At 69.2% G+C, this 13,435-nt stretch carries 11 protein-coding genes; 9 read left to right on the top strand and 2 right to left on the bottom strand.

Translation table 11 applies throughout. The features are described from left to right. The first annotated feature begins 56 nt into the window (after positions 1-56). Complete coding sequence (locus tag GH747_RS17390) at positions 57-2,135, top strand: chymotrypsin family serine protease (RefSeq protein WP_149770875.1); 2,079 nt, start codon at positions 57-59, stop codon at positions 2,133-2,135. On the opposite strand, the gene ppk2 is transcribed toward GH747_RS17390, so the two are convergent. After that, positions 2,132-2,953, bottom strand: coding sequence for a polyphosphate kinase 2 (ppk2, locus tag GH747_RS17385; protein ID WP_149770874.1), 822 nt, complete (start codon positions 2,951-2,953; stop codon positions 2,132-2,134). The two genes, GH747_RS17390 and ppk2, sit on opposite strands and share 4 nt — an antisense overlap. 87 nt (positions 2,954-3,040) lie before the next feature. Between ppk2 and GH747_RS17380 the strand changes: the two genes are divergently transcribed. The 8 genes from GH747_RS17380 to GH747_RS17345 all read left to right on the top strand — a co-directional run bounded on the left by GH747_RS17380 (position 3,041) and on the right by GH747_RS17345 (position 11,449). After that, the gene (locus tag GH747_RS17380) at positions 3,041-3,559 is read left to right on the top strand and encodes a hypothetical protein (RefSeq protein ID WP_149770873.1); all 519 of its coding nucleotides are present in this window, start codon (positions 3,041-3,043) and stop codon (positions 3,557-3,559) included. A 91-nt stretch (positions 3,560-3,650) separates the two neighbouring features. Further along, complete coding sequence (locus GH747_RS17375) at positions 3,651-7,055, top strand: M14 family zinc carboxypeptidase (RefSeq protein ID WP_205602998.1); 3,405 nt, start codon at positions 3,651-3,653, stop codon at positions 7,053-7,055. Between the two features lie 152 nt (positions 7,056-7,207). After that, positions 7,208-7,546: a PadR family transcriptional regulator gene (locus tag GH747_RS17370; protein ID WP_149770871.1), complete on the top strand. Its 339-nt coding sequence runs from the start codon at positions 7,208-7,210 to the stop codon at positions 7,544-7,546. Further along, positions 7,543-8,481, top strand: a complete 939-nt coding sequence (locus GH747_RS17365; RefSeq protein WP_149770870.1) for an HAAS signaling domain-containing protein — start codon at positions 7,543-7,545, stop codon at positions 8,479-8,481. Before GH747_RS17370 ends, GH747_RS17365 begins: the two co-directional genes overlap by 4 nt. A 34-nt stretch (positions 8,482-8,515) precedes the next feature. After that, complete coding sequence (locus GH747_RS17360; protein WP_149770869.1) at positions 8,516-9,211, top strand: hypothetical protein; 696 nt, start codon at positions 8,516-8,518, stop codon at positions 9,209-9,211. Positions 9,212-9,215: 4 nt separating this feature from the next. Beyond that, entirely contained in the window at positions 9,216-9,818 is a 603-nt protein-coding gene (locus tag GH747_RS17355) for a hypothetical protein (protein ID WP_149770868.1), read from the top strand. Positions 9,819-9,901: 83 nt separating this feature from the next. Then, positions 9,902-10,624, top strand: a complete 723-nt coding sequence (locus GH747_RS17350; RefSeq protein ID WP_149770867.1) for a hypothetical protein — start codon at positions 9,902-9,904, stop codon at positions 10,622-10,624. A gap of 279 nt (positions 10,625-10,903) precedes the next feature. Continuing rightward, entirely contained in the window at positions 10,904-11,449 is a 546-nt protein-coding gene (locus GH747_RS17345) for a CGNR zinc finger domain-containing protein (RefSeq protein ID WP_149770865.1), read from the top strand. 24 nt (positions 11,450-11,473) lie between these two features. On the opposite strand, the gene GH747_RS17340 is transcribed toward GH747_RS17345, so the two are convergent. Then, entirely contained in the window at positions 11,474-13,387 is a 1,914-nt protein-coding gene (locus GH747_RS17340) for a hypothetical protein (protein ID WP_153816635.1), read from the bottom strand. Between the last annotated feature and the right edge of the window lie 48 nt (positions 13,388-13,435).

The following is a 13,435-nucleotide window of genomic DNA, read 5'->3' as shown; positions in this document are numbered from 1 at the left end:
CACGCTGACAGCCTCTCGGGACATCCACTGGTACAAACGACCCTTGGGGAGACGTCGTGACCGACCGTGTGCAAGAGATCCTGCCCGTCAAGCGAGCCGCCGAGGACGAGCTCCTGAGCAGGCCCGGTGTCACCGCGGTCGACATCGGCTTCAAGTACGTCGACGGCGAACGCACCGACGAGATCGTGATCCGGGTCCACGTCGCGGAGAAGCGTGATGTGCCCGAGGAGGAGCGCATCCCCGCCGAGATCGACGGCATCCCGACGGACGTCATCGAGGGACGCTACGAGCCGCTGGCGGACCTGGGCTCGTACAGCCCGCTGAAGGGCGGCATCAGCATCGGCCCGAGCGCCTTCGTCAACAGCTTCTACTCGGGGACGCTGGGCGCGATCGTCGTCGACAACGAGACCGGCGACGGCATGGTGCTGAGCAACTATCACGTGCTGTGCGTCAACGAAGGCTGGCGGGATGGCGGACACTCCAAGCAGATCGACCAGCCGAGCGTCAACGACAACCCGATCACGTATCGCCCCATCGCCACCGTCAAGCGGGCGCTGCTCGGCGGCGACGTCGACGCCGCGGTCGCCCGCCTCGACGGCTTGCTCTCGGGTTTCGTGTGCGAGGTGCAGGAGGTCGGAGTCCTCACGGGCACCGCCGACGCGCCGCTGCGCCTCAAGGTCCGCAAGCGGGGTCGTACGACCGGGTTGACCTATGGAGAGGTCGACGGCGTCGACAAGACCGTCACGATCAAGTACGGGAACGGCGTGGGCGAGGTCACGTTCAACCACCAGGTCACCATCGCGGGCGTCTCCCCCACCATGACCTTCGCGGGAGCGGGAGACTCCGGATCGGTGGTCGTCGACGAGCACGACCGGGTTGTCGGACTGCTCTTCGGCGGAGGCGGAGGCGGAGGGACCATCACTCCGATCAAGCGGGTGCTGGAGAAGATGAACGTGCGCCTCGCCATCGCAGGAGTCGGCGGCTTTGACCTGACGACGAAGGCAGATCGGGTGTTCGCGCTCGACTTCGGCGGCACCGGCAAGCTCGACCACCTTGCGCTGTACCGGCCCGGCAAGGGTGCGTTCTACCTGGTCAAGCAGGACGGCAAGGGGCCCGACGGCAATGGTCGGTTCACGGCGCTCTACCAACAGCCGCAGGGCGGACAAGGCATCGGCAGCTTCGATCTGACCGAGTACGAGGACCAGATCATCGCGTTCGACGGCGCCAGCGCAGGCCAGCTCGATCACCTGCTCTGCTACCGGCCAGGCACCGGCATCGCGCAGATCCTGAAGCACGCCAGCGACCAGGCCGACGGCACCCCCATCTACAAGACCGTCTATGCGGGGACCAACGGCATCGCCGGCTTCGACCTGTCGTCCACCAGCGACCAGCTGATCGCGTACGACCTCGAGAGCACCGGCAAGCTCGACCACCTGGTGCTGTACAGGCCCGGCAAGGGCGCCATCTACGTCGTCCGACGCGACAGCGTGGACGGAGCCGAACCCCTGCACTTCACGGCGCTCTATCAGCAGCCCCAGGGCGGCTCCGGCATCGGCGGCTTCGACCTGACCTCGGGCCGCGATCGGATCATCGCCTTCGATGCCGCCGGCACGGGCAAGCTCGACCACCTGCTCTGCTATCGGCCAGGCAAGGGCATCGCCTTTGTCCTGAAGTACGACGGGGTGAAGGCGTCGGGCGGTCTCGCGTTCACGCCGGTCTACATCGGGAGAAGCGGGATCGGCGGCTTCGACCTGTCGGAGACCACCGACCAGGTGATCGCGTTCGACTTCGACGGCTCTGGCAAGCTCGACCATCTCGTGATGTATCGCCCCGGCACGAGTCCCTCGTACAAGGGCATCCTCTTCATCGTGAAGTGCGACGGCCCGAACAGCGACGGCACCCTCGAGTTCCGGGCGGTCTACACGCAGGGCGATCACGATCCGGGCCTCGGCGGCTACGAGCTGACCTCCATCGACGATCAGATCATCGCGTTCGACGGAGCCAGCGCCGGCAAGCTCGACCACCTGCTCCTGTATCGGCCCGGCACCGGGATCGCCCGCATCCTCGAGCACGCGAGACCGAAGGATGCGGCTCCACGCTTCGAGACCGTCTACCGTGCCGACGGGGTGTCCTAGCTCCCGGCGAGCAGCTCGGCCACGTGGTCCGGCACGTAGTTCGAGTTGTCGCGCGGTGGGCGTTCATACGACCCCGAGGGTGCCGGCCGATCGGGGATGTCGATGCGCGGCGGCTCGACGTCGGCGTACGGCACGGTCGAGAGAAGGTGGGCGATCATGTTGAGCCGCGCACGCTTCTTGCTGTCCGACTCGACGACGAACCAAGGGCTCGCCGGCGTGTCGGTGTAGGCCATCATCTCGTCCTTGGCCCGCGAGTAGTCCTCCCACCGGTTCACCGACTCGATGTCCGTCGGGCTGAGCTTCCAGCGCCGGATCGGGTCGTCGGCGCGCGACCGGAACCGCTTGAGCTGCTCCTCGTCGGAGACGGAGAACCAGTACTTGCGCAGCTGGATCCCGTCGTCGATGAGCATCTGCTCGAACGCGGGCGCCTGGCGCATGAAGAGCGCGTACTGCTCCGGCGTGCAGTAGCCCATCACGTGCTCGACGCCCGCACGGTTGTACCAGGAGCGGTCGAACAGCACGATCTCCCCCGCTGCCGGCAGGTGCGCGACGTAACGCTGGAAGTACCACTGCGTCTTGTCGCGCTCGGTCGGCGACGGCAGCGCCGCGATCCGGGCGACGCGAGGGTTGAGGTTCTCGGAGACGCGTTTGATCGTCCCGCCCTTGCCGGCCGCGTCCCGGCCCTCGAAGAGGATCACGATGCGGGCTCCGGTGTGGCGTACCCACTCCTGAAGCTTGACCAGCTCGACCTGCAGGCGCGCCAGCTCGGCGTCGTACGCCTTGGTGGTGAGCTTCGGCTGTTTCGCTGCGGCGCTCATGACGGGACCTTAACGCCGCGAAGGCCTCCACGCCGTCGGCCGAAAACTCGCGCGACGGTCGCACGGCGCCGCTGGCACGCTGGTGCGATGACAGGAGGCGACGCGTCACGACGGCTGGCCGACCGGTTGGACCCACTCCTCGTCGAGGCTGGATTCTTGGCGGCTCAGGGCGGCCACGACAGCGCCCTCTACTGTGCGGCCTTCTTCCAGATCGCCGAGCGGTTTCCGTATCTGCCTCAGGCACAGGACCCGGAGTATCAGCAGATGTCGACCGCGTGCGTCGACCTCACCTTCGAGCTCACACCCCGCGGTCTGCTCGACGAGATCCAGTTCGAGGGCTACAGCCTCCAGCGAACCCTCGCACTCATCGGCGCCATCGATGACGCGTGGCTCGTGATCGACGCGTACGACCGGCACATCGACGACGTCCTGCCGACCCTGTACGACGTGCTGGCGCGGCTGTTCGCGGGTGACGCGGTCGGCCGCACCACCAGCGGCGGGACCGATGGGGCGACGATCGACCCGGACCTCGCGGCTGCTCTCGACGCGCGAGACCTGCGCGACGCCGGCCGGTACTCGACGTTCAGCTTCGGGCTGCCCGACTGACCTGCGCGCGCCACTCAAGCGGTGTGACGCATTTCACCTTACGGTGTGCTCCATCCGCTTTTCCTCACCTCAAGAAAAAGGTGTGTCCCTCATGCAGAGATCCTCTCCCCTGCGCAGGAAGGTGGCGGCCGTCGCCCTCGTGGTCACGGTCCCCGGCCTGATCCTCGCCAGCACGACCGGTCCTGCGGCGTTCGCCGACCCGACCGACTCCGCGTCCTCGAGCACGGTCACCCTCGAACGCCTCCCCGACGAGATCCCGTCGGTCGTCGAGATCGAGGTCCCGGGCGCCGACGAGCTCGACCGGCTGGTCGCGACCGGCGTCGACCTCGACCACGGGGTCGAGCAGACGCCCGACGGCCTCGAGGTCCACGCGGTCGTCACACCCAACGAGGTGAAGGCACTGAAGAAGGCCGGCTTCTCCACCGGCGAGACCCTGTACACGCAGGACGACACCGAGGCGGCGCTGGCTGAGCGCGACGCGACGGTCGCGGCCGCGGTGACGGCCAACGAGGAGTTCGCCGACGACGCGACCGATCCGGACGTGTCGGACGTCAAGATCACCCGCGCGCAGTACTTCACGTCGTTCGGCATCCCGGTGCTGTCGGTGGAGGCACGGTACGCGAACGGCCAGGCCGAGACGGCCGCGCTGACGGTCGAGCGTGACAGCGGTGCGGGCACGGAGTTCGGCAGCGGAGGCACGCAGACGATCACCCGCTTCGTCGACTCCGGCGTGTACCTGTACCACCGGGGAGCGAGCCCGACGAGCGGCGCGCAGGCGGTGACGACCCGGCCGGACCGGGTCCGCGTCGTCAGCCCGAGCGGCGACGTGGCGATCGCGAAGGTCAAGGACTGGCTGCCCACCGGTGACGAGAACGACCCGTTCAAGGGTGAGGGCTACCAGGAGGACTTCATCCGGTCCTACATGGACCCGACCGACCTGTACGACCGGATCAAGCAGCTGGCGACGCAGTTCCCGAACCTGGCCGAGATCGTCGAGCTGCCGCACCAGACGAACGGCTACCGGCGTGCCGCGCAGGCGGTCATCCCGGCGGGCGCCAGCGCAGCGGACAACCCGCGCAGGATCGCGATCGACTCCAAGGCATACGGGTCCGAGGGCGGCAACGGCATCACGGTGACGGTCGTGCACCCGACCGCGGCCGACCAGGCGCTGTCCGTCGCGGTCGCCGGCAAGGCGATCACGGTCACCTCCGCGACGGACTCGGCGGGCGCGGCGACGAGCACCGCAGCACAGGTCGCGGCCGCGGTCAACGCGCACCCCGAGGCGAGCGCGCTGGTGAACGTCTACACCTACCGCGGCGACGCCGGTGCGGGTGTGGTGCCGGCGACGGCGGCAACCACGCTGACCGACGGGTTGCTCGCTCCGGCGAAGGTGACGCGCGGCCCGCAGCAGGTGTACGCGATCAAGATCGGCAAGCACCGCGACGGCTCGAAGCCGGGCGTGTTCTTCTACGCCCAGGAGCACGCGCGCGAGTGGGTGCCGCCGCTGGTGACGCTGGAGACGGCCGAGCGGCTGCTGCGCAACTACGCGTCGCACCCGGCGACCAAGGATCTCGTCGACAACCTGGAGATCTGGGTGCTCCCGTCGGTCAACCCCGACGGCGGCCACTACTCGTTCTACGACTTCGCGTCGCAGCGCAAGAACATGGTCAACCACTGCCCGCAGACCGGCAGCATGGACGCGAACTCGCGCAACTCGTGGGGCGTCGACGTCAACCGCAACTACGACGAGTACAGCCTGTTCGACGGCTACTCCGGCGCGAGCGACTCCTGCACCAGCGGCACGTACGCGGGTCCGTCGGAGCTGAGCGAGCCGGAGTCGCGCAACGTCGACTGGGTGGTCGCGAACAACCCGAACATCAAGTGGTCGATGAACGTCCACAGCTCGGGGAACTACTTCATGTGGTCGCCGGCGTCGTACAAGTCCGAGGGCCGGGTCACGGCACCGGAGCCGACGATGGAGCAGGAGGAGATGTTCCAGGCGTCGTCGTCGCGCATCCTCACCGCGATCAAGCGGTACCGCGGCATGACGGTCACCCCCGCGCGTACGGGTCGTGTCGTCGACACGCTCTACTCGGCGGCGGGCAACTCCGGCGACATGCTCTGGTACAAGTACGGGCTGCACGCGTGGGACTTCGAGGTCGGCACGACGTTCCAGCCGGCGTTCGAGGCGACCACGCCGACGGGTGCCGGCGCGCACCAGGAGGCGATGGAGTTCGCGAACGGTCTGGTCGAGATGGCGCGCCTGGCGCGTGAGTACGACCTCGACGACGTGACGCCGGTCTCGGAGATCACGGTCAGCCCGAGCTCGGTCGAGGGCAAGGTCAACGTCGAGTTCAGCACCAACGAGCCGGCCGCGATCTACTACACGACCGACGGGACCGTGCCGAACCTGAGCTCGACCGCGTACGGGTTCGCCGGCCTGCGTGACGGCGGCGAGCGGATCAAGGTCGACGAGGGTGCGGAGGTCCGCTGGATCGCGATCGACAGCCGCGGCAACGTCGAGCGTCACTTCGTGCCGGGCACCGACGGCAACTACCGGTCGTGGATCGCCACGGTCGGGTACGAGCCGCCGCTGCCGGCGTCGGCCACGGCCGTGACGCTGGACAAGACCACGGTCGTCGCGGGCCAGACCGGCGTCACGGCGTCGGTGCAGGTCACGGCACCGGGTCCGGGTGACCAGCCGAAGCCTGAGGGTGTCGTGACGGTCTCCATCGACGGCGAGGCGTCCGGCTCGGCGGAGATCGACGACGAAGGCCGCGCGGACATCGCGCTGCCGGCGATCGCGGCGGCGGGCAACCACCTCGTGACGGCGTCGTACGGTGGCAGCGCCGAGCTCGCGGGGAGCACGTCCGCGCCAGTGGCGTTGAAGGTCACGGCAGCCCCCGGCGTACCGACTGCTGCGGTGTCTCTCGCCGTCAAGCCGACCAGCATCGCCGCTGGCAAGTCGGGCGCTGTCGCCTCGGTGGGGGTGACGGTGACGCAGGACGGCGCGACGTCGGCCGGCAAGGGCAAGGTCGACGTGCTCGTGGACGGCCGCAAGGTCGGCACGGGCACGCTCGACAGCCAGGGGCGTACGAGTGTGCGGCTCGGCGCGTTCGCGACCGCTGGCGCGCGGGTGGTGACGGCTCGGTACGCCGGGTCGGGCGACGTCGGCGGGGCCAGCTCCGCGCCGGTCGTCCTGCGGGTCACGAAGGCGAAGACGGCGCTGAGCGTCAAGGTGACGCCGAAGACGGTCACGACCCGCAAGCGGGCGAAGGTCGCCCTCACGGTGAAGGTGCCGGGTGTGAAGGCGAACGGTACGGCGCTGGTGAAGGTCGGCAAGCAGACCTTCGCCGTCCGCGTCAACGCCAGCGGGAAGGGCTCGGTGACGCTGCCGCGGCTGACGCGCGGGGCGAAGAAGGTGACGGTGTCGTACCTCGGCAACGACGACGTAGCGTCAGCCAAGAAGGTGGTGACGATCAGGGTCCGGCGGTGACGTCGGTGATGTGACACGGCGAGGGGCCGGCTGCCGGGAGGCGGTCGGCCCCTCGTCGTGCGCGGTGTCGCTCACGTGTCCCCGTGACGGCAGACGACGCGCATTGATGTGCGACTTGCTTATAGTGTGCGTCGCACAGTATCGTGTCAGTCATGTACGACGAACTCTCTCGACAGCACGTGCAGGAGCTGCGCCGCGGCACCGTGGTGCTCGCGTGCCTGCTGTCTCTGCGCGAGCCCGGCTACGGCTACGGCCTGCTCGAGTCGCTCGACGAGGCCGGCATCGCGGTGGACGCGAACACGCTCTATCCCCTGCTGCGCCGCCTGGAGAAGCAGGGCCTGCTCACCAGCGAGTGGAACACCGACGAGGCTCGGCCGCGGAAGTTCTACCGCACCAGCAGCGACGGCGTACGACTCGCCGAGACGCTCGTCGCCGAATGGAACGAACTCGACACCGCACTCACGCGCTTCACCGACGGAGGGAACCGATGACCGCCACACTCACCGACCGCTACGTCCACGCCGCCACGCGATGGCTGCCCGGAGGGACACGGGGTGACGTCGAGGCCGAGCTGCGCGAGCGCATCGCCGACACGGTCGCCGCGAGGGGTGACTCCCCCGCGGCCGAGCGCGAGGTGCTCGAGGAGATGGGCGACCCGCTGCGTGTCGCCGTCGAGTACACGGGCCGCGAGCCGCGGTTGATCGGTCCGCGCGTGTTCATGATGTGGCTTCGCCTGCTCGTGCTGCTGCTCGCGATCGTCCCGCCGATCGCTGCGGCGGGGAACCTCATCGGCGAGCTCACCGACGGCGGCGACGTGATCCAGGCGCTGATCGGGTCCCTCGGAGTGGCGTTCATGGCGGCCGTCCAGGTGTCGTTCTGGGTGACGGCCGTCTTCGCCGTCCTCGACTGGACGGGCGCGCTCGAGAAGGAGGACGCCGACCCGTGGACCGTCGACAAGCTGCCCGCCGGGACGAAGGCAGGGCAGTCGTGGGGAGACACGATCGCGAGCCTGGTGTTCCTCGGGGTGATGGCGCTGCTGCTGATCTGGCAGCAGGCCAGCTCGCCGATCACCTCGGACGGCGACAGCATCGCGGTGCTCGACCCGGACCTGTGGTCGTGGTGGATCCCGGTGGTGCTGGTGCTGATCGCGATCGAGGTCGGGTTCACGCTGTGGGTGCACTACGGGGGCTGGACGTGGACAGCGGCCGCGGTGAACGCCGCGCTCGCGATCGCCTTCGCGGCGGTGACGCTGCCGGTGCTGGCGAGCGGGGACTTCCTGAACCCGGAGCTGGTCGAGCACCTGGGGTGGAGCGCGGCGACGGTGGACGACGTGCTGCAGTGGATCACCGTCGGCGTCGTGATCGTGACCGTGTGGGAGATCGTGGACGGCGTGCTGAAGGCGCGTCGCTCGTCGGTCGCGGTGTAGCAGTGAACGGGCGGTCCGCTACTGTCGCCGCGTGATGAATTGGCGACGTAGCGGGTCCGCCCGTGCTCTGCTCCCTGTCCTGGTCCTGCCGGTGGTCCTCGCCGGGTGCGGCGGCGGTTCGTCAGAGGCCACGTCGACGTTGACGCAGGACCAGCTCGAGAGCGTGCTCGTGACGCTGGACGACCTGCCCGCTGGGTTCGTCGCCGTGCCGGCGAGCAGCGCCGGCGGCGAGGATGACAGCGCCCGCGCCAGCCTCAACGATGCCGAGTGCCTCGAGGGGCTCGACCTCGGAACCGATCTCCAGCTCGACGGCGCCGACGAGGCGCCGACGGCGGAGGCCAGCTTCGACCGGGCAAGCGTCCTCACGATCACCAGCGCGGCAACCTCGTACGCGGACGACGCCGTCGTCGCAGCCTTCGACGAGACCAGCGAGGCGCTCGCGTCGTGCTCGGACTTCGAGGTCACCGCCGACAACGGGTCCGGGATCACGGGGACCCTCGACTCCGACGACGCCGCAGCCTCCGACGACGTCGACGCCCAGATCAACGTCCGCCTCACCGGGACGCAGCAGCCGACCGGCCTCCCGGTGGAGATCACGTTCGGGTTCGCGCGGATCGGCAACGACGTCGTCTCCGTCAGCGCCGAGGGGCTCGGCGGCCCGTCGGCGGAGTCGTTCCAGGACCTGATGCGGGCCTCGACCGATCGGCTCGCCGACGTACGCAAGGGCTGAGGCTGTGTCTGCGCAACCACCCGTGGGGTCCTGGACGCCGGCGCACGGACCGCTGCACCGTCACCTCTCCCCCAGCCGTCGTACGGCGGTGGCGGTCGGTGGCGGGATGCTCGCCGTCGCCGTCGGGCTCGCGGTCACCGGCGTCGTACAACGCCACAAGCTGAAGGAGGAGTGGCTCGCGTTCGGCCTGCTGGCCGTGTTCGTGGTGTTCTTCGGCGGTCTCGGACTGTCGGCGATCATCGGGACGGTGCGCGGCGGGCGGGCCGAGATCACGGTCGGTCCGGACGGGATCGTGAGCAACCGTCTCGCACCTGCCGCGTGGGCATGGAGCGACCTCGAGCACGTCGCCGTGGAGGTGTCGCTGCGGCGCGAGCTGTTCGTGACGACGCTGGAGCCGAAGCGCCTCCGTACGCGGGCGACGATCGCGATCGTCCTGCAGCCCGCCGCCAGCGGCGTGCGGCGGATGCCGGCACGCATCCGCGTCCCCGCGCCGACGTTCACGACGGGCGAGAACATCCCCATCGTCCGCGACCTCGATGCTGCGCTTCGCGCGTTCGGCGGGCTGCGGTATGCCGGTGTGCGCGAGCAGCTGACGCACACGCTGTAGTCGCGGCTCCTGCTCGCGTCATGATGGCCGATTTCGAGCGTCTCTCTACCGAAACAGCCACAACCCTTGCTCGAGGAGCCCTCATGAAGCGCGCCGTCGCCGTCGCTGCATCCACCGCCATCGCCTCCGGCCTCGTCCTCGTGGCGGCCGGACCGAGCACCGCCGCCACCACTGGCAGCGCCCGCGCAGCCTCAGGCGTCCTGTGGGACGACTGCTTCGACCACCGTGTCTCGTACTCGGTCGGCGCTGCCGCCGGCGCGGAGGACTGGACGCTCGACCTCGACGTCATCGCCCCCGACGGCCGCAGCGCCGGGGGCGACTTCCTGATGTCGGGCGTCGACGCGGCGTCCGGTGCCTCGTCGGTCTTCTTCTGCGGCGGCGTATCCCGCCCGGGAACGTACAAGATCCGCGGCACCATCACGGCGTACGACGCCGACTACAACGCGACGACGTACGCGATCCCGACGAGCTCGTTCACGATGCGGCAGCCTCGTACGACGTCGGCGCTGGCCGCGAAGCCGAAGAAGACACGGGTCGGGAAGGTCGTCCGGCTCACCGGCACGAGCAAGGTCGAGCGGCCGCGTGGCTACTACGCCCTCACCACGACGCGCGTGCGGCTGCAGCAGAAGGTCAAGGGGACGTGGCGCAACGTCAAGGCCGCCGAGTACACCAACTACAACGGGCGTACGGCGTTCCGGGTGAAGGCGAAGAAGAAGGGCACGATGTCCTTCCGCCTGCGGACGCCGTCGTCGAGCACCGAGACCGGGTCGGTGTCGAAGGTCGTGAAGGTTCGCGTCCGCGGCTGACACGACGACGCGCGTGTAGTCCGCGACGAGCGTGTGAGGTTGCCGTCACCTGTCAGACGACCTCACGACTCGCTGCGACCGGCGGCTCGGCCGGGTGACGTTGGAGGTCGACCCGCCGCGCGCCGCACTCGGAGCAACGCACGTAGTGGACCGTCCCCTCGGACGTCGCGTGACGGGACTCGGTATGCCAGCCGTGCTCGTGGGTGCTGACCTGCTCATGAGACGTGGAAGCTGTGCGGTGGCATGTACTCATGAGGACAACGGTGCTGTAATGGTCTTATGCATCTCAACCCTTACGGCGAGTATGCGGTGCTGCTGGCCGCCTCACTCGCCAACGACTGGCCTGACGATCGCGACGGTATCGCCGCACGGGCCCGCGAGCTGGGCATGACGATGACCTTCCCCGTGGGTCCCGACGATCACGAAGACACCCGGCGTGTCATCGACGACTGGCTGGCGATCGTCGACGCCACCGACCCCACCGCACGCGCGCGGCTGCTCAACGCACAGATGGCCACGGTCGCGGCGTACCCGCGGCTCACCGACCACAACGGCGAGGGCTGGCACCTGCACTACCGCGACGACAACGACGCCCTCCCCCACGTCCTCCGGGCCGTCATCAGCGTCGGCACAGCACTGCACCTGACCACACGCGGCATGCACCGGCTGAGCCGCTGCGAGGCCGGCACCGACCCTGGCGATCCGTGCACGAACGTCGTCGTCGACGTCACCCGCAACGGCCGCCAGCGCTACTGCTCGGTCCGCTGCGCCAACCGCGCCGCCGTACGCCGCCACCGCGCACGTTCGGTCGCGGCCGGCACCTAGCGGTCCGGACACGCGGCTCAGGGGTTACCGCGCCCGGAGCAGCACCGACTCCCCCGCCTTCAGGTTCAGGTGGCCGTCACCGGCGCTCACCCAGCGGTCCTCGTCGGGCACGTACGCGTCGGCGCCCGCGGGCAGCGTCAGGCGTACGCGGGCCCGCTCGTGGCGCGAGTAGTTCGCGACCAGCGTGTGGAGCGTGCCATCGCCGTCGGTGAACCGGCCGAGCACGACCGGGTCACCGCTGACCGCCGACACCAGCGCGTCCGCGGCGAACGGGGCGAGCCCGGCCGGCGGACTCGCGATCCCCGCGGCCTGCACCGCGGTCGACGTGAGGCCGAGCATCTGCTTGCCGAGAGGCGCGAGGAACTTCGTGTTGATGTCCTTGGAGTAGCGGTACAGCGCCGTACGCTTCCCCTCGACCGTGATCAGCCCGGTCGTGAACGCCTCACCGCGGGCCGGGTCGGGAGTCCAGTAGGTGAAGTACTGGATGCCCTTGCACCCGTACGCGAGGCTGATCGAGATCTGCCACAGGATGTCGGCCTTGGTCGGGATCGCGTGGTTCGCGTAGCCGACGCTCTGGATGTAGACCCACGAGTCGCGGCCGTGCTTGAGCGCCGCAGCACGCACCTCGGCCCAGTTCTGGAAGTAGCCGAGGTCCTCGCCGCTGGCCAGGATCGGGTAGCGGTCGAACGAGAGCACCGGCGAGTCGATGTCGCGCGCGGCCTGCTCGTACCCGGCACCGAACCCAGGCAGCATGTTCACGTACGACAGCGCGTCCGGGTACGCCTCGTTCGCCATCGCGACAGCCTTCGCCATCAGCGGGAGCTGGGGGACGCCCGGCTCGTCGTACAGGTGCAGGCCGGCGAACGCGCCGTACCCGGATCCCGCGGGCAGTCGCCACGCCTCGAGCCCGCCGTCGAAGTCCTCCTCGAACAGCGTCGCTCCGCCGGAGCCAGTGACGACGACGTTGTCGAAGTACGCCGACTCGGGCCCGGCCTCGCGGAAGCCGGCCGAGCCCGTGGCGAACGTCGTGTTCGTCGTCGTGTCGACCAGGACGCCGTCGATCCGGGTGGTGAACGTCGAGCCGCTCAGTGTCGTCTCGACGTGGTAGTTCTTGCCGACCTCGAGCTGATACGGCAGCGAGACCTGCGTGACGGTCGGTGCACCGTTGACGAACACGGCCTTCTTGAGCACCGCCTTGCCGTCGGAGCCCTGGGTCGAGAGGAGCCAGACGTACGCGTTGCGCTCGTCCTGGATGCGGAAGGCCCAGCCGGCCTGCGCGTACCCGCCGACGCCCGTGCGCAGTGGCTCGGTGTCGAAGGCGAACGTGTAGTCCTTCCAGGCAGCGCCGTCCGCCACCCAGCCGATCGAGCCCTCTCCCGTGCCGCTCGAGATGTGCAGCCGACCGCCGACCGCGCGCCACGACGGGGCGTACCGGTTGACCGCCGCGGTGATCCGCTGGCGCAGCTCGTCCTCGCTGATGGTGTTCGGTTTGGACGAGTCACCCACGTTCATGTTCTTGAGGAGCCACTTGACGTCCGGGTCCTCGACGAGCACCTGGACACCGGCCTCGTCGGCGACGCGGAGCATGTGGGTGGAGATCTGGACGTCGGAGTTCGAGTAGTTGCCGCCGTGGACGTAGCCGAACCCGGCCTCTGCGATCTCGCGGTAGCGCTCGACGGTGGTCTCGGTGGGTGGTGGCGGCCAGAAGAGGCCGATCGGGAACTTGCCGTTGTTCATGAGGGGGCCGCCCGTGGTGCCGGTTACTGCGGCGGCGGTGCCCGTCGCGGCGGCCGCGGTTGCGGCGCTGGCGGGGGTGGTTGCGGCGCTCGCCGTTCCTGCTCCGAACGGGTTGACGACGCCGGCCGCGGCGAGCGCTCCTCCGATCTGGAGGATGGATCGGCGGCTGAGGCCGTGGGGCTGGTCGGATTCCGGGGTCATGGTTCCTCCAGGGGTCAGCGGGTGAGCTGTCGGGTTGTGCTGCGTGCG

Source organism: Mumia xiangluensis (genome assembly GCF_010994095.1).
Lineage (GTDB): Bacteria > Actinomycetota > Actinomycetes > Propionibacteriales > Nocardioidaceae > Mumia > Mumia xiangluensis.
This window is presented reverse-complemented; position numbering and strand designations above follow the sequence as displayed.

Bases quoted from the DNA above. Each gene is read 5' to 3' on its own strand.
- GH747_RS17350 (WP_149770867.1), top strand. From the start codon at position 9,902: ATGAAGCGCGCCGTCGCCGTCGCTGCATCCACCGCCATCGCCTCCGGC.
- GH747_RS17340 (WP_153816635.1), bottom strand. From the start codon at position 13,387: ATGACCCCGGAATCCGACCAGCCCCACGGCCTCAGCCGCCGATCCATC.
- GH747_RS17345 (WP_149770865.1), top strand. From the start codon at position 10,904: ATGCATCTCAACCCTTACGGCGAGTATGCGGTGCTGCTGGCCGCCTCA.
- GH747_RS17370 (WP_149770871.1), top strand. From the start codon at position 7,208: ATGTACGACGAACTCTCTCGACAGCACGTGCAGGAGCTGCGCCGCGGC.
- GH747_RS17380 (WP_149770873.1), top strand. From the start codon at position 3,041: ATGACAGGAGGCGACGCGTCACGACGGCTGGCCGACCGGTTGGACCCA.
- GH747_RS17375 (WP_205602998.1), top strand. From the start codon at position 3,651: ATGCAGAGATCCTCTCCCCTGCGCAGGAAGGTGGCGGCCGTCGCCCTC.
- GH747_RS17360 (WP_149770869.1), top strand. From the start codon at position 8,516: ATGAATTGGCGACGTAGCGGGTCCGCCCGTGCTCTGCTCCCTGTCCTG.
- ppk2 (WP_149770874.1), bottom strand. From the start codon at position 2,953: ATGAGCGCCGCAGCGAAACAGCCGAAGCTCACCACCAAGGCGTACGAC.
- GH747_RS17365 (WP_149770870.1), top strand. From the start codon at position 7,543: ATGACCGCCACACTCACCGACCGCTACGTCCACGCCGCCACGCGATGG.